A 23,065-nucleotide genomic window follows, 5' to 3' on the forward strand; every position below is an offset into this window, starting at 1 on the left:
CGAGGAGGGCATCATGAACCTGTGAAGCATATTTGGCTCATGCGCTCTTTCCGAAACGGTGCGTAACGTGAAGCGGTAATTGCGGCGGTGGGGGCAAGGGAGGGGCCTGCGAGAGGAGGGGTAGATTGACGTGCGGAGGGTGCGTGGGCATGGGCCGTATGTATCGTATCGGTGGCGCTCTCCAGGGTCGAGGGAGGTGCAGCGTGCATTGATATGGGCGCTCTGAGAGCCTCTTGTGTGAGTTGGCGCTTGACGCGGGTCTGGAGCCGTCGCGTTGATGCGTGTGAGACCGGTGTGGTGGTGGGAACATGTTTTGAAAATGCTGTGAGCCTGGTGCGTAAGAGGCTGGGCAGCGCGTGAGCTGCGGCGGCTTTGCCAGGCGTGTGTGTGTCACTGGCAAGAGCTGGGGCGACCTGGAGAAGATCCGCTTCAAGATGCACGCGCTGGCGTGCTCGTCTTCTACCATGTGTCAGGCTGAGAGGCTGTAAAGAAGTAGTTCGCAGTAGACCTATCTGGTAAGCTAGCGGATACGAGAACCAGAAAAGCTTCTCAAACAGAGCTTTGTGAGAGCGAGTGATACATTCTTGAACCCTTGCTTCTCGTTTCGATGTGCAGAAAAATGATGTTGATGAGATTGAGTGCATTTCAAGAGCACTATAGTTTACATGATAGTCCGATAAACAGCCTCCATTTTTTCCCTGAGCAAGGCAAATTGATAGTAGAAGTGGATATTTGCGATGATGGGCAATGGCCATTCCCAAACAAGAGCGATCCTATGCCTCTCACCTTTGTGTTTACAGGCGTTTCTCACTATAGCGTCAGTACGGGTTCTCTTGATTGTGAACAAGATGAAATTCACGATGCTCGTCTTCTTCCGTCAGAGAAACCTGGGAAAGAAATCATAGAATTCGTTCTCTTTACAACATCAAATCAGGGGACAGAAGACGTAAAGTTTCTCCAAATCGAAGCGGAAAGCGTCAACTGGGTCTTTTTTTAACATGCTTCTGTGTTGTACCAATACCAAGAATCTTTTTTCGCGTTCGAGGGGATTGTCTGACGTGTGTGTATCACTGGCAGGAGATGGAGCGACCTTGGGAAGATCTGCGTCAAGGTGCGTGTTGGCGAAGGATGCGTGTGCTCGTGGTCGGGCGTACCGGCGTGTTCGTTCTCGTAACCTCGCCCAGGTGTTAGAAGCCCTAAGGGGTGAATGGGAAGGGGAGATAGTCGTTGAGGAGGCCGAGGCTGATGGTGTATGTATGTGCGTCTTCGCGCCAGCGATAGCGCACATAGGGTCCCAATTGCACGATATGGAAGATGACCTTGTGATACTGGCGTGGGAGGTCGGTAGGTGAGACGCCCTGTGGGAGCAGGGAGACGGCCTCGGCAGGCAGAGCGTGAGCCAGGGCATGTTTTGAGGCTTCGTCGATCCCAGGAGTGCGGTCACTGCCAGCAAGGATTTGAACGGCCTCACTTCCTCCAGAAGCTGATGTTCGTATTATACAAGAATTTGAGAGAACCCCTAGTCTTGACAAATATTGATTGTGAGTGTACACTATCAATATGGAAAAGACATTTGGAAAGCGTACAAGAGTAACTGCACAACAACGGCGGGAAGATATTCTGGCTGCTGCTATCACTGAGTTCAGTGAGAAAGGCCTCTACGGTGCCTCAACCGTGACGATTGCTGAACGGGCAGATATCTCGCATCCTAATCTTTTTCGCCTATTTCCGACAAAGAAGGAGCTGTTCATTGCGTCCATCGAGCGCGTCCTCGAGCGTATTAAACGAAAAATGATCGCAACTGGGAAAAACCATCCTGAAGCACCATTGCAGGCGATGGCAGAAAGCTGGAACCAGTTGTTGGTTCAACGAGAGGAACTGCTTATATTACTTCAGGGGTATGCAGCCTGTCATGACCCTCAAATCCGACAAGTTATCCGTCGGGCAAGCATAGAGATCTTCTTACAAATAGAGAATCTGCCAACCGTGACCACCGAAAGGGCGCATTTCTTTTATGCTGAAGGAATGTTTCGAATGCTTGCAGCAGCAATGGATCTTGCCGAGCTTGCCGTTGAAGACGAAGCGGCTCGTCGACTTCTGGGTTACTAATGCTTAGGTAGTAGAGGTTGGTTTTCCATGATAGTGACCACTCACAATCATACGGAATGGAATGGATCACCATTTGTAAGTTACTGCTCAATAAGTATCAACTGATGCAGAAAGAGGAACGGATGAGTACATCTCCGCTGGCTTCAGCTTCTCGGCCTATTCGTCGTTATATCGGTTGGGGAATCTTGACCTTCTTGGCTGTTAGCACTGCCATTTTTGTGGCAGGCCGCTATGTGACATTTGATCCTACCGTCAGTCTCATCCCTCTCAATAGGGGCGTGGTTTCCCATTTTGTCGTTCTTGCCCTCCATGGACTAACTGGAGGACTCGCTCTGCTTCTGGGTCCTTTTCAGTTTGTTGCATCCATTCGCACGCGTGCTCCAATTATTCACCGCCTAATAGGGCGTGTCTATCTTCTCTCGGTTATGCTTGGGAGTATCTTTGCATGCTTCTCTGCTCTCGTTTCGACATCTGGTTTCGTAGCACAAGCGAGTTTTCTTTTCTTAGCTGTAATCTGGTGCTATAGTGCGGTTCAAGCGTATGTTTCGATTCGCCGTGGGCAGATTCAACTGCATCGTCTCTGGATGATCCGCAACTATGCCTTAACATTTAGTGCAGTTGCCTTGCGTCTCTGGCTTGTTGGTGGAATAGTCTATCTCAAAATCACAACAGGGAACGTCCCTGAGCCTGTCACATCCACTGATATATATGCCAGTGGTACCTGGATCTCATGGATCGTATCGCTCATCATTGCTGAATGGTTTCTCATTCAACGCAAGCGTATACTCCTCAGCCCGCAAACGAGATCCATCAAGAGAGAGACAAAAGAAAAAATAGTAGCAGAGTAAGAGAAGAGCGAAAAGTGCGCAGTGGCGATTAAACAGGCTATCATAGGAATGAGAAAAAGAGAGATACACGTATGTATAAATAAATAGGCGGGAAAAGGGAACATCAAAGCGTGTTGGGTATTGGAAATGTGAAAGAGACCCAGGAAGAAGCCGATGCACAGATAGGGCGTGTATTGAAGGGGGAACCCGGAGAGGATGCCGCTTCTGCTGGTTTGTTTGGGCTGATGTGTGTGGTGTACTGAGGTACAGGGGAGAGGGAACGTGCAGCGAGCCACACGCGAGAAAGTGAGTGTGCATAACTTTCGAGGGATGTATGCCCGCATCGCCTGTTTCTGGTATGCGCCCCCAAGGTATTGTCAATTTGGTAGTGCAGCTGAGCAATGTGCTAGAATAGCATCATGAAAACAAATGCCACTGCTCACAACTACAAAGGCTTTCACTTCCCACCGGAAATTATCAGCCACGCGGTGTGGTTGTATTTCCGCTTCTCGTTCAGCTTTCGCGATGTCGAAGAACTCCTGGCCCAGCGCGGGATCGTGGTGACCTATGAAACGGTGAGGCAATGGTGCTTCAAATTTGGGCAAACCTACGCCAACGAATTGCGTCGTCGCCGTCCTCGTTGTGGCGACAAGTGGCACATGGATGAAGTGAACCCAAAGATCAACGGGAAAACGCACTCCCTTTGGAGAGCTGTGGACCAGGATGGCAATGTGCTCGATATCCTTGTCCAAAGCCGACGAAATACACACGCGGCGAAACGCTTTTTTCGCAAGCTCTTCAAAGGGCTCCAATACGTCCCACGCGTGATCATTACCGATAAGCTGAAGAGTTATGGAGTGGCCAAACGCGAGATCTTGCGAAGCGTCGAGCACCTGCAGCACAAAGGGCTGAACAACCGAGCAGAACGCTCGCACCAACCAACGAGACAGCGAGAATACCTCATGCGGCGTTTCAAATCTCCTGGGCATGTACAACGGTTCCTTTCCACCTTTGGTCCGATCTTTGATCATTTTCATCCCAAACGCCATCGTCCCGCGGCCAGAGATTACCGCACCTGCATGCAGGATCGCTTCCTGGTGTGGAGCCAGGTGACCGCAGGGAAAGTCACCTAACCGCTCTTTCTCCTCTCCAATCCTCAGCTTTTTCCTCCTCTTTTCCCAAGAGCTCTTCCATTTATTCGTTAAGTTGACAATACCAAGCCCATCAATTTAACACCTAAATAGGGCTTCAAGCGGCCTGTGGAGTCATTTCGCACCGCTAACTCGTACTAGAACATCTGCTGAAGCATCTTTTCTGCGAATTCTGCTTTTTCCCCTTGGCCTCCGACTGCGTAGATGGCGATCGAACGCAGGTTGTCTGGCCCAATACCGACCTCGCGGAGATGCCGTGGTAAGCCCAGGCGAGCGATCAGATCATCCACAGCCATCGCGGCATGTATCGCTTGCGTTGCCTGATCGTCTCCTGGCAATTGGAGAATCTGGGCAATGCGACTGAGTTGTGCGGCATGCGACTCCACCATAGCCTTCATGACAACTGGGAGGGTAATGCAGGAGGTGATTCCATGCGCTACATGATAGGTTGCCCCTATGCTACGCCCGAGGATATGGCTGAGTCCCATTGGTGCATTTGTGCTGCCAAAGAAGCTCATCCACGCCGCCAACTGTAGCTCAGTACGTATCTCTACATCCTCAGGGTGCGCCTGGGACTGAGGCAGGTAGACAAAGAGTTTTCGTATTGCCTCAAGCGCCAGCGCATCATTGATGGGATGAACGCCTGGAGCGTAGAGTGTTTCAACCGCATGGTCCAGGGAGCGAATACCAGACGAGATCCACAGGCGCGGGGGAGTTGCTAGCGTCAGCTCTGCATCCAGAATGACGCTGCGGGGGATCAGTCCTGGATCGCTCACCCCCGTTTTGCGCTGTTGAGTTTCATCTGTATAGCCCGCATCCTTGGCGAATTCCGCGGCTGAGAGTGTCGTGGGGATGGCAATATGTGGCAGGAACTGATGATGCCCTTCGTCGAGCGAGTATGCTACTACCTTGGCCGCATCAATCGGACTCCCTCCGCCAACACTGATCAAGAGATCGATGTGTTTTTCTCGTGCCAGCTCTATTGCTCTCTGAATCGCTGCCATCGGAGCGTGCTCACCGATCTCGTGGAAGACTTCTGCCGATGGTGTGCCAAGTGCCTGCAAGACTTGTTGGATAACATCGGTCTTTGTCGCCAATGTTTTTCCGGTAATGAGAAGGGCTTTCGTCCCCTTATATTTTTGAACCTCATCCGCCAGGTGTTGAATGCTCCCAGCTCCAAATAGAATGTGTTCCTGTGGTAAGAATGTATATTCGCCTCGACGCGTCGTGGTCATTGTCTCTCTCATTCTCTTTCCTGTGCGTTCTCGATAACATGTACCCCTTGAGTGTGTTACTCAAACGCCGCGCGATGTTTCCGGATAAATTCTTCAAGGCCCATAGGCGGCTGCCCGGTGATTTGTTCGATCACTCCGTCTGTGCCGGAGAAAACGCCCGCCGCGTGATCTTGTGCAACTCCAAAGAGATGCTGCGCCTTGTAGGGCGAATCCCTCTTTAACCTTAGCTCGTAGAACGCTTCAAACGATATTCGTTCGTAAACGATGTTTTGCCCCAAGATCTCCGAAACCTTCGCAAATGCCTCAGTATAAGCATACTCCTTGGGACCAAACAATTGGTAAGTTTTCCCTTGATGGGTTGAGGGATTCAGGCCGTTTTTGTCGGGCCTTTGATGAGCTACGCCAATTCTTCCGTGTCCGCATGACGATGAAACAGTCTGTGTCTCTCTCTCAACAACGCACGATGTTTTGCCAACGTCTCGATACCTTGAAGGCTCTGATGCCAACTGCTGAAGCAGAGAGAAATGGAGAGGAGGTGTATCGAACACACGTTGTTCGCTCTTTCCTTCTCAATTCTGACACATCCGATTGATTTGCTGAATATTCCGTGCGGCCAGGCCGGCCCTCCCCTCGACAATTTCGAATTGTACTGGAACGCCGGCTCTGATCGTGCGGTAGCCCTGTCCAGGAAGCGCCGTGAAGTGGAAGAAGATCTCCTCGCCTGCTTCTTCTCTCACGATGATACCGATCCCCGCGTTGGGGTCAAACCAGCGGACGACTCCTTGGGCTATCGGCAAGCCGTTCTCCCCCAATGCAGGACTTCCCTTGAGCCACTCCTGCTGGGGAATACGAATCCGCCGCACCTCTGGCGTGTCATACGCCTCGTAGCGATAATCGGAACGGGTTTCCATGATCGCGCGTAGATCCCGTCGCAGCTCTTCAGTCGTGGGGCGACCCACGAAGTACCAGCCATTATAAATGGTGTGGATGCGCAAGTCTGGCCGCAGCACAAACGTGTACGGCTGCGCACGATAGGCATACTCGCCTTCCGTCTCGTCGAGAATGTTGATCTGTTTGATGACGACCTGCTGTTCATCCGACAAGAACGTCCACTGCGCCCCCAGGCCTGCTCGGAACGCGGCTTGCACGAGCGGTGGATCCACGCTTACCGCCACGAGCTTGCCATAATTCACCGCCAGTTCGCGTTGGAACTCCACGAGTTGCCGCATCTGCTGCTGGTCACGCGGGCAGAAGAACCCGCGAAAGAAGACCAGGATCAGCGGATACCCGTCCTGGAACCCCAGGTGGGTGTCGAGGAAACTGGGCTTAGTGAAGTGGGAGAGTCGCATGGGCTCGTTCTGGTGATTCGGCAGTTCAAAATCGGGGAACTGGTCATCGAGCCGAAGATTGGTGGTCATAATAGTCTACTCCTTTCCCCTCAATACCGGAGCGGTTGGGATGATTTCGTCACTCTCTCGTAAAGCTTCCCTATCATCCTATCTGGTCTTGCGGACGTACGCAAGGTGACAGGGCGTTTGAACCTATAGCGATCTGAAAAGACTGTGTGTTTTTCTGTTACACACGCATTGCGTCAAAACGATTCTGCTCAGGATCTACTCAGAAAGGGAAAAACCTGAGCTGCTCCTCTCTGAACCTCGGCTTCCCTCCTTCTCGGCGCCGCAGGTGGTCGGCGAGTTCCAGCCCATTCATCCCGGGGAGTTGGTAGTCGAGCAGAAACAATGCAGGCGTGATGGTTGAAAGCATCATCAGCGCCCTCTCGCCACTTGAAGCAAGATAGCCTTGATAGGCCGTCTCCTGCTGGAACGTTTCCGGCAGCAGGTTCCCAAGAACGGGATCATCTTCGACAATGAGAATACTCTTGACAATGACAACCTCGCTGCATACCTGTTGTTGGGTAGTCTTCGTGTGCGTTCCTCATGTTCTTTTCTGGGGAAGCATCACCTGAAAGGTTGACCCTTTTCCCGGTTCGCTTTCGACGGTGATGGTTCCCCTATGGTGTTTCACAATCTCCGAGACAATATACAAGCCCACGCCCAGGCCGGGGATCGCTTTCTGCCTGGGATCAGCGACCCGATAGAACCGGTCAAAAATCTTGTCGCGCTTTTCGCGCGGGATGCCCAGGCCGTGATCCTGCACACGGATCGTGACCGCCTCGTCGGAGGCGGAGAGATCCATCTCGATAGTCCGGGCATGAGGAGAGTACTTGATCGCATTACTGAGCAGGTTGGTGAAGACCTGTCCCAACCGGTCTTTATCTCCCACCAGGGAGCAGGAAGTTGCGCCACGTACCACAATGGTATGCGTCGCCTCGATCTGTTGCATCGTGTCGGCCACCTCATGGAGCAAGGCGTCGAGATCGACTCTCTCCTGCCGATACCCCAGTTTGCCAGCCTGGATTTTGGAGACGTCCAGCAAGTCTTCCACCAGCCGGATAAGTTTGTTGATCTGGGTTTGCATGCTAGAGAGAGCTGGAGCCTGGAGGCTTTGCTTGACCAGTTGCTGGTGCAGCAAGGAGGTCTGCAGTTTCAAGGCCGTGAGTGGATTCCGCAGTTCATGGCTGGCCATGCTGATAAAGGCATCTTTGCGTTGTTCGAGTTCCTTGCGCGCCGAGTTATCCAGCACAAAGGTAATCACCTGGAATGAGTGATGCTGTAAGAGGACCCCGCCCACGAGCACGGGAAGGCGACTGCCGTCTTTGCACACGTATTCTTTCTCATAGGGCGTCAGCGACTGCTGGGCATCAAGTTCCTGCTCGGCCTGCTGAGTACGAGCTAGATACTCTGGAGAGGTCATCTGCATCCAGTTCATACGCCCCTCGCGGAGATCTTCTCGTGTATAGCCAGTCATGCGCAGAAAGGTGTCGTTGGCATCCACAATCTGCTCCTTTTCGCCGACAAAGATCCCGATAATGCTAGAGTTCATCAGGGCGTTCGCTTGTTCCCGACTCTGGCGTAAAGCTTCCTCGATGCGCTTCTGGTCATCAATATCAGTGCCAGTGCCGAACCACTTGATGATCTGACCCGTTTCATCGCGGACTGGGAGCGCACGGGTTAAATACCAGCGGTACTCTCCAGTCCGTCCATCCTTAAGACGATATTCGTTCTCGTAGATATTCCCTGTTCTAAGTAATTGGTGACGGAGCGCCAGTGTCCGCTCAATGTCCTCTGGATGCACGAACTGACGCCATATATCGTCTCCTTCGAGGGTAAGATTGGTCAGCGTTACGTCGCGATAACGCTGATTCGTGTAGTCTAGACGGCCGTCGGGCCACATGGTCCACACCAGTTGCGGCACCATTTCGGCGAGCGTGCGAAAGTTCTGCTCACTGGTTTTGAGTTGCAGTTCAGCCTGTTTCTTCTCCTCAATGTCAGTGTTGGTGCCAAACCACTTCAGGATCGTGCCCTGCGCATCTTTGAACGGCACTCCTCTGGCAAGGAACCACCGATAGCCTCCGGTCGTGCCATGGCGTAGGCGCAGTTCCGCTTCATAGGGCCCGCCTGCCTGGACGGCGCTCTGCCACACCTCCAGAATGCGTTGTTGGTCATCGGGATGGATGGCCTGGAGCCAGCCATTCCCTTGAGCTTGTTCGGCGGTCATATTGGTATAGTCACGCCAGCGTTGGTTCGCGTATTCAGAAGAGCCATCGGGGCGCCTCATCCAGACGAATTGGGGGATGGCATCAACCAGGACACGGAGTCCTTCTTCGGCTCGTTTGCGCGCGGTGATATCCAGTCCTGTATAGATGAGGTACTCGACCTGTCTGTCAGCATTCAGATGTGGAGTCATCGTCACTGCAAGATCCAGATACCACCCCTCTTGCGGGCGTATCCTGGTCTCAAAGTGCACGATTTCTCTCCGACTGGCTTGTTCAATCGCCGCGCGTAATTGCTGCTGGACAGGTGGAGCATATGACCACCAGGGAGTTTCGGTGAACGGGTTCCCAACCACTTCCTCTCGCCTGAGGTGTGCGTCCTCTAAGAGGCGCTGACTGATGGCCAGGACTATCCCATCAGGGGTTAAGATCACGAGCTGGTCAGCGATAGTCTCCAGGATATCAGTGTAGAGCTGTTCGCTGAGGGGAACCATCTCCTGACGTCGAGCTCGTGCTCTCACTTCGTGGAACTGCAAGGTGAGTCCCCCATAGTCGGAGTGAGTTGCACGTGCAGCCTGGTCTGGGTTATGGGAGACCAATACTCCACCTCGGTCGGCTCTTGGGTCTGCCTGGTCTTGAGTACTGCCTGATAGAGTGAGGGGCTCACGAGTTGTGGAGCACCGCGCCAGAAGAGGTTCCCCAGGAATTGCTCTCGTGATGCGCCGAGCATGGTCTGCGCGCTCGCATTGGCATACACAATCGTTGTGGCGTCATCGACAACAAACAACGCATCGGGAAGCGCCTCAAGCGTGCTGAGGAGCGTTTCACGCGATGTGAGCATGCTTGACTCGCTGCTTTGTGGGTTGAACATCATACTGTCTGTCTCCCTTTCACGTATCCCCATCCCTGGTGGCAAAGAGGTTTTCCCGCTTTGAACCTCAAGAAATATCATGCAATGGAGATGATCCCTCTTCTGCCACATCGGTTGTAACAAGCTATGAAAAAGTGTGTGTATGCAATACGTGCTTTTCCCTGAAATGGCCCAGGGAAGATGCTCATTGCTCCTGGGCCATTTCAGGGGCGGCTTTTATGGCTATCCGTTGCAGCGCTTCTTTACAACGGGAAACCGCCTCTCCAAGAAAACAAATAAGGAAAACGGGTTCTTGAGCCATGCGAAATATTTTCCGTACCCTGTTTTTGCTCAAAGTCACTGCCCACATACATCCAACGTCATAGTGCGAGATGTCCTCCTTGCACTCTGGCGACGAGCGTTGTCGTCACATCGGTCGTGTCGATGGTCTCGCTGAGCGCTCCCGCACGTTGGGTCTGCTCAAGGGCTGCGCTGATTTCCTGTTCGGTAGAGAGAAAGTAGGAGGAGATAGGATGGCGTAATGCTTCTTGGCTGAGGACCTCTTCCTGAATCATTCTCCCCAGGCGACAATCGCGGGTATTGTCAACTTCCATTTTTCTCTTGATGAGGTTTCACCACTGAACCTTCATTTGAGGTCTTTCAGAGGGCTTTCTTCCGAGAAGATTTTGGGCCGGCGTCCACTTCTCTCCTGAATTTCTGACGATAAACTCAACAATTTCCCTTGCGTTGACAATATCTCCACATGGTTTTTTAGGACTTGACCATAGAGGGTCTTCATCTTGATACATTGAGCACGATTTTTCCTTGATGGTGCCGCGTCTCCAGTCGCTCATGAGCCTGCCTGGCCATGGCGAGGGGAAACACCTGATCAAGGTGAACCGTCAACTGACCATGGTTCCACCAGCTTCGTCAGTTCGGCCAATTGTCGCCCATCAGGGCGGATGTAGAATACGTGCGTGTCAATATGACAGGTGGGTGTCACCTGCTCAAGGTCGACAATGGTGACGAGCCGTCCCCTCTCGCGTACCGCCTGCATACTTCTTGCCGCTGTCTCTCCCCCAACGCAGTCCAGGACCGCATCGATGCCCTCAGGATGAGCCGTGTGGACAGCCTCCGCGAAGTCCGTTTGCGTATAATCAATGAGTTCGCTTGCTCCCAGTTGCTGAAGGTATGGGTGGTGCTCGCTCCTTGCAGTGACCATGACGTGTGCTCCAACGTGCGCAGCCAGTTGGAGCACACGTGCCGGTTCCTCCCGCCGCACCGGTAATCAAGAGCGTTTCTCCCGGTTGGATCTTCAGCTGTTCGAAAATCGCCTGGTAAGCGGTCAGCCCGTTGGCGGGAAGGGCAGATGCGTGCAGGGCATCAAGCGACGAGATTCGCAGGGACAGCCACGGCAGAAGCAGAATGACCAATGCCGACCTAGTAGGTTGCGCAGATCATGTGGGTTCCCACATCCTATCCTGTGACTGCCTCTCCCACCTTTGCAATGATCCCTGCTGATTCCCAACCAAGCACGAGCGGAAACTGTTGCCCATCTAATACGACGCTTCCTCGCCGCACTTTCACATCCCGACGCCGGCTGCCTGGACGCTGATGAGGACTTGCCCAGGACTACAGGGTGGCACAGGCAGATCCACAAGCTTGAGTTGATCAGGGCCGCCAAAGGCGGTAATGGCGATCGCTTGTATGCGTTATTCTTTGTCGATCACTGTTTTCTCTTCTTTCTGCAATGCAGCTCTCGTGCTCTTGTCTTGTACTGACACCAAGAAGTATATTCTGATAAAGGACCTGTTAAAAGAGCCATTTTCAGATAGGTGAAAGGGGCCATTTAAGAAAGATTTTGATTCATACAGGGGCTTTAAAGAGAGCAGATACAGCATATCTAAAAGATCAATACCTGGCAAAAGGCCAGGTATCGCTCTTGACCAGTGTTGTCGCGAAGGTGGTGAGTCCAGCTTTGACAGCAGCATAATCTTTCTTGAGCCCCCGAGCAAGGTTCTTCAACTCGGAAACTTCTTGCTGCTCAATCTGCGCAAGCCAGGTATCTACCCGCGCTCCCTGCCGCTCTCGAAGCATGGTGGCAAATCTTGAAGCAGAGTACATGTCTGAGCAATGAGTGGGTCGGCTTCACACAGTCGTGCTAGATAGGCATTTTGCCAATCGAGTCGTTGTTCCTCTGTGAAGTCATCCATCGCACCACTTGCAAAGCCGTCGGTAGCGGACGCACTTGTGCATCTTTTTGGTGGCAATGGTTGCTGGAGTCGGCCCAACCCGTTTGAAACCTCTTGGTTTCCTTTTTGTCGTACGCAAATTCTTGAGGAAACGGCTCACATTGGACATGGAGGCTGTATATCCTCTTTCTACGATTTCTCTGTACAGTTCAAAGGCGTTACGACACTCATCATTCCAACGTTCGATCAGGTAGGGCTTGAACGAAAGAGGCATTAAATTTTCGGATAATAAGCAATCAAACTGTATTTTTCATCAACTCTGCGGAAGATCCGTTTTATTCTGCGCACGGTCGTTTGGTACCAAACGACCGTGAGGATCATTGCCTTCGTGATACTTCCCGAAGTGGCGCCCCAAGTGCAGGCCCATAAGCAACGCACCCAGGCCCAAGACACTGATCTGATCGAGAGCACGGATATCAAAGATGCCGACTCGGCAAAGCAGAAAATACATGATCACCAGGTTGAGCAATCCTCACAGAACATTGACCGTTGAAGACGTCAGTTCTTAACCAAGCGGTTTCGCAAAGGGGCTTTGAAATGCTCGTCCCGTTAACCCGTTGACCAGATGCGGCAGCGCATTGATGAGAAAAGCCCCCCCCGAAGAAGTAGGAAATGTTATACAGCCATCCCATGAAAAACCTCCAAATGTTTGTTCGACGAGTTCGGTTGAGGGCTTGCCACCTATACATCATCTCTGGGAACATGTGGGAACACAGCTTGAGAGCATTGTTAGACCAACGGCACCCAAATCACATGACCAATGACAATAAAGATGAGCAGCACGAACAAGGCTAGCGTTAAGCCCGGCGACTCTTTATGGGTCAGATGGTGAATGGTGGCACCAACCATCACAATACTGAGACACACTGCTGCGGCAATCGTTAAGACTGGTACAATCCCCGTTGCAACTGGCAAAACGAGTCCCAATGCTCCTAAAACTTCAGCACCCCCAAGCAAACGCATGGGAAGAGGAATAGTGGCATCAGCGTCTCCAGTTTTCTTCCCCGGCCTTGTGCTCCTAATAGTTTTGAGCCCTCCAATCACGAAAAAAACAAGTGCGACAGTCACTTGACTGATCCAAAGTGCAATACCCATGAATATCGTTCTCTCTTTCAACGACAGGTGTAGGATGACCAGCATCTATGGTATAAACCATAACTGTTGGGTATAATACTACCGTGCCTTGTGCAAACGATCAACACACAATGTGGCCCTGGTGTTGGTTAACCAACACCAGGGACAAAAAGTTGGGGAAGTCAGATAGATGTCACAGACCACACCACCTCTGGACCCTCGGGTTAGGCGAACGCGCCAGTTCCTCCAAAACGCGTTTCGGGAACTGCTCAGGGAAAAAAGCATCGAGAGTATCAGCATCCAGGAGATCACCGGGCGTGCTATGATCAATCGCGCCACGTTTTATGATCACTTCACCGATAAATATGCACTCATGGATTCCATTGTTCGTGAGCAATTCCAGCGGGAGATTGCGGCGTATCTGCCACCCAATCCTGGCTGGAATCGTCACAGTTTGCAGGCGTTAGTCCGGGGCATCTTTCTTGCTCTCCAAGAGTTACACCAAGAGTGCAACCTGGGGGAAGTTCGATTTGCAACGCTTTCCAAACAAGCAGTGCAACAAGAATTGGCAGCACTCATCCATGGATGGCTTAAGACCGCAAAGCGACTCCCGATGAGTCAAGGAGTGCGACCAGAACTTATTGCTTCAACAATCAGTTGGGCGCTTTTTGGGCTTGTAGAGGAGTGGAGGCATGGTGAACTTCCCCTGTCTGCTGATGAGATGACGCATCAATTCTTACTGGTCATGACCGAGGGCCTAGCTCATCTTGCGCCAAACTTTTTACCAGAGTAATTAGAAAACCCAACTTCGAGGAGAAAGAACCACCCATTTCAACTCAAAACCATTTTGTGAAGCACATCTACCGCTCGCTCTCTTTGTGTCTATTTGGGAATTCCATCTTCGCTCCTGGGCGTGATGTGATCAATATCAATCACATCCAAATCCCCAAAGAGTAGCCCATACCACCAACATTTCCCTGTTGTTTGCGTAACAAGGCTCCCTTTACCCTGACCAGATTGCTCGCACGGTCATGAAACAGTGGGATTGCAAAACATGTGTCTCTTTGAGGAAACAATTCTCAACAAAGAGACATACATACTATAATTGCTGCTTCATGGTCAGCATCCACATCGCTCGCTCAATGACTCCTCGCCCTCTTACTGATTGGAAACGTCTTGGTCTACTGCTCTAGGCCAGCGCTTGTATCTGGGTATGTAGCCGCATCAGTGCAGATGAAAGATGTTCCATGGGCAAGTGCTCCAGAATGAGGGGGAGATCCGGACGACGATGTTTTAAAAAGGTAAAGTACGGGCGGAAAGGAAAGACGCCATACCCAAATTCTGGCGTGTCGACTTCTGCGCCGTCTGCGCTGACATCTTTAAGATGAGCGAGGGTGAAATGCTGCTCAAAACGAGCGAGAAAATCGCAAACAACCTGTTCGCTCTGAGGTAACAGGTCACGCGAGAGATAATTAAAGGGATCAAGGACGACCTGCAAATGTGGCGTAGCAAAATGAACAAGCACCTCTTCCAAGGCATCTACGGTATGGATCACATTATTCACATATCCTTCCAGGGCGAGAACCGAACCATATTGTTCAGCAGTTCGGAGGAGTTTTTCAAGCGTTACATATAAACGTTCCCGAACCTCCACACTCTGGTTAACCGAGGATGCAAGCCAATCACTTTCGTTTGAGTAGGTGCCTGTCTCGGTCGCAACGATTGGCGTACCCAGGAGCGGAGCGAGGCGTAAGCATTCCTTGAGGAAAGTCAGATTGGTCATGCGTTTTACCTCGTTGGGGACAACCAGATTCCGATATCCTGCGAGAGCAGTAATCTTGATATTATGCGATTGCAGTTGCTGACGCATCTCGACAGCGAAAGCGGTATCGGCTACCGCCTGCTCGAGGAGAGGGCCACCGAGTTGAACACAGGATAGACGATGCCTTTGACAAAAATGTATGAGAGCAGGCAAGGTGGTGAAATCATATGTAAAGATGCCTACTTGAGGCCAGGAAGTTGTCATCATCTCTTCATCTCCTCATATGGAACAACCTCACCATTGTGCTCTGCTGATTGGCAAGCGGCGAGGGTCATTTGTAGTGAGCGTAAGGTATGGCGAGCCGAGTGGTACGGTTCTCGATCTTCCTCGATGGCACAAAGCAGTTCCCCCATCGTTCCCGCAAAACCATCTGGGAACCACTGACCTTTCAAAGGGTAGCGAGAGGAAATACCATCGCGTTCAAGCTCGACAAAATCATTCCCTTTGCCCAAAATACTGCCACGAATGATTCCCTGTGTACCGTGGAGCCAGAAGGGATGTCCATCACGTTGGGTTTGAGAACAACCCACACTTCTAATCATGGCATGGGCTCCATTCGCATAAACAAATTCACACCACATCCCCCAGTCAGCTTTACTCTCCATCGGCTGATCTGGAGTCCGATATTCACGTGCTCGGATGCTGGTAAGCGGAGTATCAGCGAGCCAACAATGAATACTATCGATCCAATGGAGCCCATAGTCATAAATGGCCCAGTGGGGAATGGTGTCAAACACTGTTCCGGTCACCCACTCAAAGCGCGTATCAAACAGATGTGTCACCGCTAACACCTCACCAATAGCCCCTTGCTGGACCAATTGCGTCGTAATTCGCCACGGGGGAGCCCAACGTCCGTTCTGATTCACCGCAAGTGTGAGATGGCGACGCTCTGCCTCCTGAATAAGTTCCTGAGCGGTGTGCATATCCAATGCAAAAGGCTTTTGCGAGAGAACATGTTTGCCAGCCTGTAATGCTTTCAGGATCAAACCCGCTCGCTCTGCCGGGTGGGTAGCAATATCAACAACCTCGATATCCGATGAAGCGAAGAGGTCATCCACGCTGGCAAACGCATGCCGTACATGAAAACGTTGCTGCACAGTGCGCATGGCTTGCTCAGATATGTCATAGACACCAACTATATTGAGGCCATATTTTTCATATGCTGGTAAATGTGCCGTCTGGACGATATGCCCGCAACCAATAATCCCGATGCCTGATCGTTTTCCTCTTGGGAAACGTGGTTCATCGTCAAGAGTAAATTGCATAGGTGATTCTTTTTCACTCCTTCCTGAGCTATCACGAAATCAACGATACCTTGACAATAGCAGAAAGCCGTGCCACAATCTTCCTGCATTGACAAGCATAGTTCTGATATTCTCACAAACACTTCAAGGGCAAGATGGTTATGCGACAGGTGGTCTACGATGTGCTCGGTGTAGCGAGCGGTTCATCCAGTGGGGTAGGAGATAATCCGCTCCACCGTCATCAGGAAATAGAACTCAATTTCGCGGAGCAAGGAGCAGTCACCTATCTCTTTGGAGGCAAAACCATCTCTATTCAAGCTGGGCAAGTAGCCGCGTTCTGGGGAGCGATTCCTCATCGCCTGGTCATGAAAGAAGAACAGACCACATTACATTGGTTGACCATTCCACTGGGGTATCTTCTGCAATGGAGCTTGCCCACTTCATTCACAGGGCAGATCATGGACGGCATACTCATACATGATCAAGTAGGTGCGTGTGCCCATTTTGATCAGCGTATCTTTCGGCGCTGGCGCACCGATCTTCACCAGGCTGGTGAAGAGTTACGAGCGATTGTGCTTCTAGAGAGTGCAGCTTGTTTGCGTCGATTAGCATGGTCACGCAAAAATCTACTACATGAGATCAAAACATCAGATGTCTCCATTGAAGGAGATAGTATTCACCATACTTCACTCGTTGATTGGCGACGTGCAGAACGTGCCGCAAGTTTTATCGCGGCTCACTATCAACACACGATACATGTTGATGATCTTGCGCAAGAACTGGGATTACACCCTCATTCAGTCATGCGTCTCTTCCAAAAGACTTTTGGCGTGAGTATCGTCGAATATATTACGCAATATCGCCTGGCTCATGCCCAACGGCTGCTTGCCACCACTGAGAGCTCTGTTATTGAGATTGCTACCGATTCCGGTTTTGGCTCGTTAAGCCACTTTTATAGTGTCTTTACCCGTGCATGTGGACGCTCACCACAAGCATATCGCCATTTCCTCTCATCAAGCGTCCCGAACACTCCAAAGGGCGTCCAGGAGGGCTAGAACTGGCTCTCATCGACGCATGTAATTTGGATGCTTTTTTCCAGCCTACACATAAGACAAGGCATATACGAGTCGATGTCCTGCAAAGCTAGAAGAGGATATCCTCCGCCAGTGTTTCTGGGAGGGCGGTTGGTTCTTGCGGGCTGGTCAATTGCTTCGCAAAACCAGAGGGGAGTCAGGCGTTTGCTCTTCAGGTTATCGCGAAAGCAGACCGCGTTCAATACCCGCGGCCACCGCCGCGGCGCGCGAATCCACGCCAAGCTTTGTGTAGATACTCGTGAGATGTGAACCGACGGTACGGAGACTGATCCCAAGCTGGGAGGCAATCTCTTTGCTGCGTTCGCCACGTGCTACCGCCTGTAACACTTCGCGCTCACGCTCGGTCAATGTGCTATCTTTATCTACCTCGGCGCTTGATGTTGCCGGGCGGGGCATATCAGTGGTGCGGGCCAGAATGCGAGCCATGGTCTCTGGCTGCAGGAGCATATCACCACGAGCCGCCGCGCGAATAGCATGGAATAAGGTTTCACGGTCGGTGTCCTTGAGGAGATAACCGCATGCACCTGCCCGTAGCCCGCGCAGCATCAAATCGTCTTCATTGTAGGTTGTCAGGATCACGACCGCGATGTGCGGCCAACGTTCTCGTATCTGGATAATCGCTTCTAGACCATCCATACCGGGCATACGCAGATCCATCAGCACGACACCAGGCTGAAGCTCTTCTATCACGCGCAGAGCCGTGGCCCCATCTGCCGCGTCGCCGAGCAGGACAAAGCCTTCACCGGCGATTTCCAGCATCATACGCAGTCCTTCGCGCACGACAAGATGGTCATCAACCACCACCACGCGAATGTCCTCCTGCTTTTCATTCATAGTCCCACCTTCTCTCTATAGGGAATGCTGAGGCGTACGGTCGTGCCCTGGCCTGGCTCGCTGTTGATCAGCAGGTAACCGTTCATCAGGCGCGCTCGTTCACGTAGTCCCAGCAGGCCATAGTGACCAGTCGTGATCTGTGCGGGGTCAAAGCCGATCCCGTTATCTTCTATGTCAAAGATGATCGTTGCGTTATCAACACGGGCCTGTATCCAGACCTGGCTGGCCTGGGCGTGGCGCGCGATATTGGTCAGCCCTTCGCGAGTTATCCGCAAAAGATGCTCATGATACTCGTCTGGCAACTTCGTTTGCAGACAACAGGTGCTAGGAATGCCAGTCGCCAGGGTGAAATGCTGCACCTCGGCCTCAATGGCAGCGAGAATATCGCCCGCCATGGCTGGTTCTGTGCGCAGGTCCGTGATGGCGGCGCGCGCGCTGGTGATCGTGGCTCGTGAACGCGTCATTGCCTGCTGAACAATGGTGCGCGCCTGCTCACAACGCTGCTTGATCAAGAGCGAGTCGATGGTCTCCAGTTGCATCGTTAGGCCGACCAGTCCCTGAGCTAGTGTATCGTGCAGTTCGCGGGCCATCCGTTGTCTCTCTGTGGTCAACGTCAGGTCCTGGATGCGTGCCGCGTAGTCTTCGAGCTGAATATGCGCTGTCTCTAATTCGCGCAAGAGTTTCTGATCTCTCTGGTGAGCCCTGGTTTGTTGGATGTAGAGCATGACGCTGGCACAGACAAACGGAATGAGGGCTGAACTTTCCGTGAGTACCCCGATTAGTTTGGGGACCACAGGCAGGTTCTGCTGCGCAACGGTCAGCAGGATCATCCCTTGATTAGCGAGGTAAAAAAGCAGGCATCCTGCCGCTGCCGCAATGATCAGAGATATCCGTTTGAGCAGGATAATGGCCTCAATAGCCAGCATGAGGCACAATCCCAGAAAGGCATTACCTGACCCCCTTCCCCCATCAGCCATGAGGAAGATAAACCCAATGCACACGATCTGGAGTGGAAAATAGAGCCACAGATAGCGCCCCTTGCTATTGCGAAACAGAACTAACCAGTGCAAGCTACCATGAAATGCCATCAAGAGCGTAAAAACAACAAGAGCTAGGAGGATGGCGCTTCTGGTATCTTTTTGGAAGAGATCTTCAACAGAGGGAACAGATGAAAGTTTTTTATCCTCTTGTTGCAACAGCGTGGTTGTACGCGGCAACATATATTGTACATAGATGAAGCCGAGCCAGAAGAAAAGAAACCAGTTCAGCGACCGCTTCTGCTGATCTTGTTGCTCCGGCTTCTTCCCCTCTTTTTCGATGAAGAGATCAAAGAGCATATGTGTCATCGTGTTCCTCGCTCTTCGTGCTTGCAAGGTTCGCCTTTCAGAGCGTTTTTCAAAAATGCGGAGAAACTCTGCTCAAGTATAACATGGCTAGCTTCTGGACACCACGTCAATTTCAGCAAACATGCCTGCACATTTCTGCATTTATCTGCTGCACATTTCTGCAACATCTCACTACAGGCTTTGACGAGAGAAACGTGCAGAGTTTCTCGATAGCTTTTTCTTTCACTCCTGGCTACACTTTTGCCCAGGGCATGCAATTGCCTCAAGCAAAGGATTCGAAGAAAGAGGTATCAGGCATGGAATTGGAGCAATCCAGCGATACACACCAGAAAAATATCATTATCGAAGCTATTGATGTTCACAAGCACTACGATACTGGCAAGGTCGTGGTGAAGGCTTTACAGGGGGTGACGCTACGCATCCAGCGCAAAGAAGTTGTCGCCATTATGGGGCCGAGTGGCTGTGGCAAGACCACGCTGCTCAATTGCCTGAGCGGATTGGATCGGGTCACGCAAGGGACCGTCAGAATTGCGAACCAGGATATTCGCGACCTCTCAGATCGCCAGCTCACGCTCTTCCGCGCCCGCGAGATGGGTTTTGTTTTTCAGACCTATAACTTACTGCCGGTGCTCACGGGATTGGAGAATGTGGAGTTGCCACTGCTGGTCAGCGGTGTCTCTGCCAGGGAGGCACGCATCCGCGCGCTGGCAAGCATTGAGCAAATTGGCCTGCGCGACTGGGCCAGCCATCGCCCGGCGGAGATGAGTGGCGGGCAGAGGCAGCGTTTTGCGATTGCGCGGGCGCTGGCAACAACACCCTCGATTGTGTGGGCAGATGAGCCTACGGGTGCGCTTGATAGCGTGACCAGCCAGGAAATTATTGATTTGATGCTCACTCTCAATCATAAATTGGGCCTGACCTTTGTCTGGGTCACACACGCGCTTGAGATTGCCCGCCAGGCCAATCGGGTAATCACCATGGCCGATGGCCTGATTCAAGAAGATATCCCCATTGAGGCGCAAGCAAGCGTCAGCACATTCGGGGAGAGAGGAGCGCAACGATGAGTATGACCCTTTCTGGCTTCACCCCCACAACACAGGCCCTGCTGCTTGCCGCGCTGGTAGGAGGTGCCCTTCTCGTACTTGTGGGTCTGAGCATCAGCAATCCGTTGCTATGGCAAATGGGGGTGCGCAACATCCTGCGACATCGCGCGCAAACGCTCATTATGCTCTGCGGCCTGATGTTCTTTTCCGCTTTTCTTACCACCTCATTTGGCTTGCAAGATAGCTTCTCTCACTCAATTGTGGTTGATCGCCTGACAAAAGTCGGCGATGTCGATGAGTCTGTCACCGGCCCTTTTACGCAAGATCAGGTGGAGAGTGCCCTCACGCACATTCGGCAGCAAGCGGCCGTACAGGCAGCCACGGCGGTCTACTTCAATCCTCTCGCGGCGAACTTTCATGTTCGACGGAACAACATCACCCGAACCAATCAGTATATTATGGCAGCACCGCCTGACTTTCACGGAGTCTATGGTATGCTGAGAGACAGCCAGGGACGTCCTGTATCCATCACGGATCTTCGTTCCGACGAAGTGTTGCTGAGCTATTCAGCCGCAAGGGATCTGGACATCAAACCGGGTGATCACTTACAGATTACGCTCAATGGGCAGAACGCGACGCTCAATGTCACGGTACGAGCTATTCTCTCAAATGATCCAGTGGTGACTGGTGGCGAACTCGCTGTCGACGCGGCCTATCCAGAAATAATCCTCCCTCTGGCAACACTTCAGCAATTTAGCCAGCAATCCATCCATCGACAGCTATCCCCAAACACTATCTGTATCAAGAACGTTGGGGGTCCGGAGCAGAGTCAGGCCGCGCTCAGCTTCTTAGAGCAATTCTTTCACACACCGACGGATACGCATGCTCAGACTCCCACTCCTTTTCAGAGTACACTCATTCATCCACTCAACCCTGGGCGGGTAGAGGAGGCGCGCTGGAATCCCGTGGCTGGGAAAAGCGATTTCATGGACTCGTCTGCCGCGCGGCAATTTGACCTGCTGTTGCCGGTCTGTACAGGTTTGCTGGTCAGTGCGGGTATATTACTGCTGGTATTGTTGTGCCTGTTCCTGGCGGCGGATCGACGGGTGGAACTGGGCATAGCGCGGGCGGTCGGTCTGCAACGCCATCACCTGACCCAGACCCTGCTGATCGAGTGCTGCGGCTATAGCTTGCTGGCGGCAGTCCCGGGTATGCTGCTTGGTATGGGTATTCTGGAACTTGAATTACTCACGTTCTCCGGCTTACCCTCCCTGAGCTTCAGGTCCGCGAATGTGCCACTCCAGCTCTGGGTGAGCTGGCAAAGCGTATTGACCGTGGTCTGCCTTGGCGTGCTGACGACGCTGGTGGCGACCTATCTGTCAGCCATGCGGATCGGCTATAGCAGCATTGTGACGGCAATCAGCAATCTGGACGATCTTCCCAGGCAGACACATCTCAAGGCGCTTCTGGGCGAACTGACGAGCGCGCCAACGATGACGCGGCGCGGCGCTGCCATCCTGCGTTTGCTCTGGGCACTTGTGGTGCGTGGCCCCCTTTGCCTGCTGGTGGGGCTCCTGGCCCTGTACCTGGGACAGAGTCCGGGCGCGGGCTGGCTGGGGAATTTGAGCATTGTGGTACTGATTGGTGGCGCTGGGCTGCTGCTCATCTGGCTGAGTAGCGCCTTCCGTCTCCCAGCGGAACTGGGCCGCTGGCTTGGTGGAACGCTTATCGGCCTGGGCTGGTTTGTGTATGGCCTTCAGACAGGGACCAGGATGCTTCTCCTCATTTTTACCACCACGCTGCCGCCAGAGCAGTTCGAGTTCTCAGCTTTCCTGCCCGACGTACTGCTCAGTATGCTCGTGCCGCTTGTTGGCATGGTGGTGGTGGTCATGGTGAACAGCGATAGCCTGGCAACCGCTTTACATCTCATCATCCGGCAGGTGCGAGGTCTGGCGCCAATTAGCCGTCCCAGCATGGCGTATCCGCTGACGTTTCGCTTCCGTACTGGGGTCGCCATCTCTCTCCTCAGCTTGGTGCTGTTCCTGGTCATACTCGTCATGACGAACAATCTCGGGATCGGGCAGCAGACAACCGATACTTCTCTGTCATCTGCCGTACAGTTCGCGGCAACGCAGAATGCCTATACGACGAGCATCACCAGATTTTTGGTCGCATATCTGATCACCGGGATGGTCTTTGGGGCACTGATCATCGGAGTGATCGCCAGCCGTGCCGTCGTAGAGCGGCGTCAACAGATTGGCATGCTGCGCGCCCTGGGCTTTTCACGTGCCCTGGTGCGGCGCTCGTTCTTGCTGGAGACAGGCTTTGTCGTGCTAGTGAGCCTGGTCATCGGCTCGACACTGGCATGGTGGCTGGTCTCAGAGATTGCCTACGCAACCTCCAAAAGTTTCGCGATCCCGGTGTTTCCCACGCTTGGCATCTTGCTGGGCTGCAGCCTGGTGTCTTTCGTGTGCGCCGTCGTCCCCGCTCAACGCGCTTCCGGCATTTTGCCCGCTGAAGCCCTGCGCTATGAATAACATACATTAGCAGCACTATTCAAGGTCGAATGAA

General features: G+C 52.5%; 26 protein-coding genes and 2 pseudogenes. 11 read left to right on the top strand and 17 right to left on the bottom strand.

Annotated elements, in window-relative coordinates; translation table 11 throughout:
• Nucleotides 1–11: 11 nt before the first annotated feature.
• Entirely contained in the window at nt 12–440 is a 429-nt protein-coding gene (locus K3T82_RS27190) for a hypothetical protein (protein WP_220196701.1), read from the bottom strand.
• Between the two features lie 194 nt (nt 441–634).
• Between K3T82_RS27190 and K3T82_RS27195 the strand changes: the two genes are divergently transcribed.
• Nucleotides 635–997 (top strand): hypothetical protein, encoded by a 363-nt coding sequence (locus K3T82_RS27195; RefSeq protein WP_220196702.1) that lies wholly within the window; start codon nt 635–637, stop codon nt 995–997.
• 199 nt (nt 998–1,196) lie between these two features.
• On the opposite strand, the gene K3T82_RS27200 is transcribed toward K3T82_RS27195, so the two are convergent.
• Nucleotides 1,197–1,532 carry a hypothetical protein gene (locus tag K3T82_RS27200; RefSeq protein ID WP_220196703.1) on the bottom strand — a complete coding sequence of 112 codons (336 nt, stop codon included), beginning with the start codon at nt 1,530–1,532 and terminating at the stop codon, nt 1,197–1,199.
• A gap of 28 nt (nt 1,533–1,560) precedes the next feature.
• Between K3T82_RS27200 and K3T82_RS27205 the strand changes: the two genes are divergently transcribed.
• From K3T82_RS27205 to K3T82_RS27215, 4 genes are all read left to right on the top strand, one after another.
• Complete coding sequence (locus K3T82_RS27205; protein ID WP_220196704.1) at nt 1,561–2,109, top strand: TetR/AcrR family transcriptional regulator; 549 nt, start codon at nt 1,561–1,563, stop codon at nt 2,107–2,109.
• 122 nt (nt 2,110–2,231) lie between these two features.
• Nucleotides 2,232–2,957, top strand: a complete 726-nt coding sequence (locus K3T82_RS27210) for a DUF2306 domain-containing protein (protein WP_220196705.1) — start codon at nt 2,232–2,234, stop codon at nt 2,955–2,957.
• 110 nt (nt 2,958–3,067) lie between these two features.
• Entirely contained in the window at nt 3,068–3,199 is a 132-nt protein-coding gene (locus tag K3T82_RS49220) for a hypothetical protein (protein WP_268886679.1), read from the top strand.
• Between the two features lie 156 nt (nt 3,200–3,355).
• Nucleotides 3,356–4,069 (top strand): IS6 family transposase, encoded by a 714-nt coding sequence (locus K3T82_RS27215; RefSeq protein WP_220196706.1) that lies wholly within the window; start codon nt 3,356–3,358, stop codon nt 4,067–4,069.
• 155 nt (nt 4,070–4,224) lie between these two features.
• Here the strand turns inward: K3T82_RS27215 and K3T82_RS27220 are convergent, their stop codons facing one another.
• Both K3T82_RS27220 and K3T82_RS50115 read right to left on the bottom strand, forming a co-directional pair.
• Nucleotides 4,225–5,334 (bottom strand): iron-containing alcohol dehydrogenase, encoded by a 1,110-nt coding sequence (locus tag K3T82_RS27220; RefSeq protein WP_220196707.1) that lies wholly within the window; start codon nt 5,332–5,334, stop codon nt 4,225–4,227.
• A gap of 44 nt (nt 5,335–5,378) precedes the next feature.
• On the bottom strand, nt 5,379–5,600 hold the full coding sequence (locus K3T82_RS50115; protein ID WP_236031594.1) for a hypothetical protein: 222 nt from the start codon (nt 5,598–5,600) through the stop codon (nt 5,379–5,381).
• 89 nt (nt 5,601–5,689) lie between these two features.
• On the opposite strand from K3T82_RS50115, the pseudogene K3T82_RS50120 reads away from it, so the two are divergent.
• Nucleotides 5,690–5,821: pseudogene (locus K3T82_RS50120) on the top strand (IS6 family transposase); the annotation flags it as partial.
• Nucleotides 5,822–5,891: 70 nt separating this feature from the next.
• Here the strand turns inward: K3T82_RS50120 and K3T82_RS27230 are convergent.
• The 8 genes and pseudogenes from K3T82_RS27230 to K3T82_RS27255 form a co-directional block, all read right to left on the bottom strand.
• Nucleotides 5,892–6,740, bottom strand: a complete 849-nt coding sequence (locus K3T82_RS27230; protein WP_220196709.1) for a cold shock domain-containing protein — start codon at nt 6,738–6,740, stop codon at nt 5,892–5,894.
• Nucleotides 6,741–6,939: 199 nt separating this feature from the next.
• Nucleotides 6,940–7,209: a response regulator gene (locus K3T82_RS27235; RefSeq protein WP_307811249.1), complete on the bottom strand. Its 270-nt coding sequence runs from the start codon at nt 7,207–7,209 to the stop codon at nt 6,940–6,942.
• Between the two features lie 48 nt (nt 7,210–7,257).
• A pseudogene (locus K3T82_RS27240) lies at nt 7,258–9,806 on the bottom strand (PAS domain S-box protein).
• 359 nt (nt 9,807–10,165) lie between these two features.
• Complete coding sequence (locus tag K3T82_RS27245) at nt 10,166–10,399, bottom strand: hypothetical protein (RefSeq protein WP_220196710.1); 234 nt, start codon at nt 10,397–10,399, stop codon at nt 10,166–10,168.
• 181 nt (nt 10,400–10,580) lie between these two features.
• The gene (locus tag K3T82_RS47990) at nt 10,581–10,655 is read right to left on the bottom strand and encodes a hypothetical protein (RefSeq protein WP_236031660.1); all 75 of its coding nucleotides are present in this window, start codon (nt 10,653–10,655) and stop codon (nt 10,581–10,583) included.
• A gap of 19 nt (nt 10,656–10,674) precedes the next feature.
• Nucleotides 10,675–11,043, bottom strand: coding sequence for a zinc-binding dehydrogenase (locus K3T82_RS47995; protein WP_236031595.1), 369 nt, complete (start codon nt 11,041–11,043; stop codon nt 10,675–10,677).
• A 218-nt stretch (nt 11,044–11,261) separates the two neighbouring features.
• Entirely contained in the window at nt 11,262–11,372 is a 111-nt protein-coding gene (locus K3T82_RS50125) for a hypothetical protein (RefSeq protein WP_420799347.1), read from the bottom strand.
• A 324-nt stretch (nt 11,373–11,696) separates the two neighbouring features.
• On the bottom strand, nt 11,697–11,882 hold the full coding sequence (locus K3T82_RS27255; RefSeq protein ID WP_220196711.1) for a hypothetical protein: 186 nt from the start codon (nt 11,880–11,882) through the stop codon (nt 11,697–11,699).
• A 483-nt stretch (nt 11,883–12,365) separates the two neighbouring features.
• On the opposite strand from K3T82_RS27255, the gene K3T82_RS27260 reads away from it, so the two are divergent.
• Nucleotides 12,366–12,530 carry a hypothetical protein gene (locus K3T82_RS27260; RefSeq protein ID WP_220196712.1) on the top strand — a complete coding sequence of 55 codons (165 nt, stop codon included), beginning with the start codon at nt 12,366–12,368 and terminating at the stop codon, nt 12,528–12,530.
• A gap of 236 nt (nt 12,531–12,766) precedes the next feature.
• Here K3T82_RS27260 and K3T82_RS27265 read toward each other — a convergent pair whose 3' ends face one another.
• Nucleotides 12,767–13,132 carry a DoxX family protein gene (locus tag K3T82_RS27265; RefSeq protein ID WP_220196713.1) on the bottom strand — a complete coding sequence of 122 codons (366 nt, stop codon included), beginning with the start codon at nt 13,130–13,132 and terminating at the stop codon, nt 12,767–12,769.
• A gap of 169 nt (nt 13,133–13,301) precedes the next feature.
• On the opposite strand from K3T82_RS27265, the gene K3T82_RS27270 reads away from it, so the two are divergent.
• On the top strand, nt 13,302–13,904 hold the full coding sequence (locus K3T82_RS27270) for a TetR/AcrR family transcriptional regulator (RefSeq protein ID WP_220196714.1): 603 nt from the start codon (nt 13,302–13,304) through the stop codon (nt 13,902–13,904).
• A 396-nt stretch (nt 13,905–14,300) separates the two neighbouring features.
• Here K3T82_RS27270 and K3T82_RS27275 read toward each other — a convergent pair whose 3' ends face one another.
• Together K3T82_RS27275 and K3T82_RS27280 are read right to left on the bottom strand one after the other, a co-directional pair.
• Nucleotides 14,301–15,140: a sugar phosphate isomerase/epimerase family protein gene (locus K3T82_RS27275; protein ID WP_220196715.1), complete on the bottom strand. Its 840-nt coding sequence runs from the start codon at nt 15,138–15,140 to the stop codon at nt 14,301–14,303.
• On the bottom strand, nt 15,137–16,198 hold the full coding sequence (locus K3T82_RS27280) for a Gfo/Idh/MocA family protein (RefSeq protein ID WP_220196716.1): 1,062 nt from the start codon (nt 16,196–16,198) through the stop codon (nt 15,137–15,139). Before K3T82_RS27280 ends, K3T82_RS27275 begins: the two co-directional genes overlap by 4 nt.
• Nucleotides 16,199–16,338: 140 nt before the next feature.
• On the opposite strand from K3T82_RS27280, the gene K3T82_RS27285 reads away from it, so the two are divergent.
• Nucleotides 16,339–17,232, top strand: a complete 894-nt coding sequence (locus K3T82_RS27285) for a helix-turn-helix domain-containing protein (RefSeq protein WP_220196717.1) — start codon at nt 16,339–16,341, stop codon at nt 17,230–17,232.
• 195 nt (nt 17,233–17,427) lie between these two features.
• Here the strand turns inward: K3T82_RS27285 and K3T82_RS27290 are convergent, their stop codons facing one another.
• Nucleotides 17,428–18,105, bottom strand: a complete 678-nt coding sequence (locus K3T82_RS27290; protein WP_220196718.1) for a response regulator — start codon at nt 18,103–18,105, stop codon at nt 17,428–17,430.
• On the bottom strand, nt 18,102–19,451 hold the full coding sequence (locus K3T82_RS27295) for a sensor histidine kinase (protein WP_220196719.1): 1,350 nt from the start codon (nt 19,449–19,451) through the stop codon (nt 18,102–18,104). Before K3T82_RS27295 ends, K3T82_RS27290 begins: the two co-directional genes overlap by 4 nt.
• Nucleotides 19,452–19,747: 296 nt before the next feature.
• Here K3T82_RS27295 and K3T82_RS27300 point away from each other — a divergent pair, with 296 nt between their 5' ends.
• Nucleotides 19,748–20,515 (top strand): ABC transporter ATP-binding protein, encoded by a 768-nt coding sequence (locus K3T82_RS27300; protein ID WP_220196720.1) that lies wholly within the window; start codon nt 19,748–19,750, stop codon nt 20,513–20,515.
• Nucleotides 20,512–23,031: an FtsX-like permease family protein gene (locus K3T82_RS27305; RefSeq protein WP_220196721.1), complete on the top strand. Its 2,520-nt coding sequence runs from the start codon at nt 20,512–20,514 to the stop codon at nt 23,029–23,031. Before K3T82_RS27300 ends, K3T82_RS27305 begins: the two co-directional genes overlap by 4 nt.
• Nucleotides 23,032–23,065 lie beyond the last annotated feature (34 nt).

This window comes from Ktedonospora formicarum (genome assembly GCF_016587355.1).
GTDB lineage: Bacteria > Chloroflexota > Ktedonobacteria > Ktedonobacterales > Ktedonobacteraceae > Ktedonobacter > Ktedonobacter formicarum.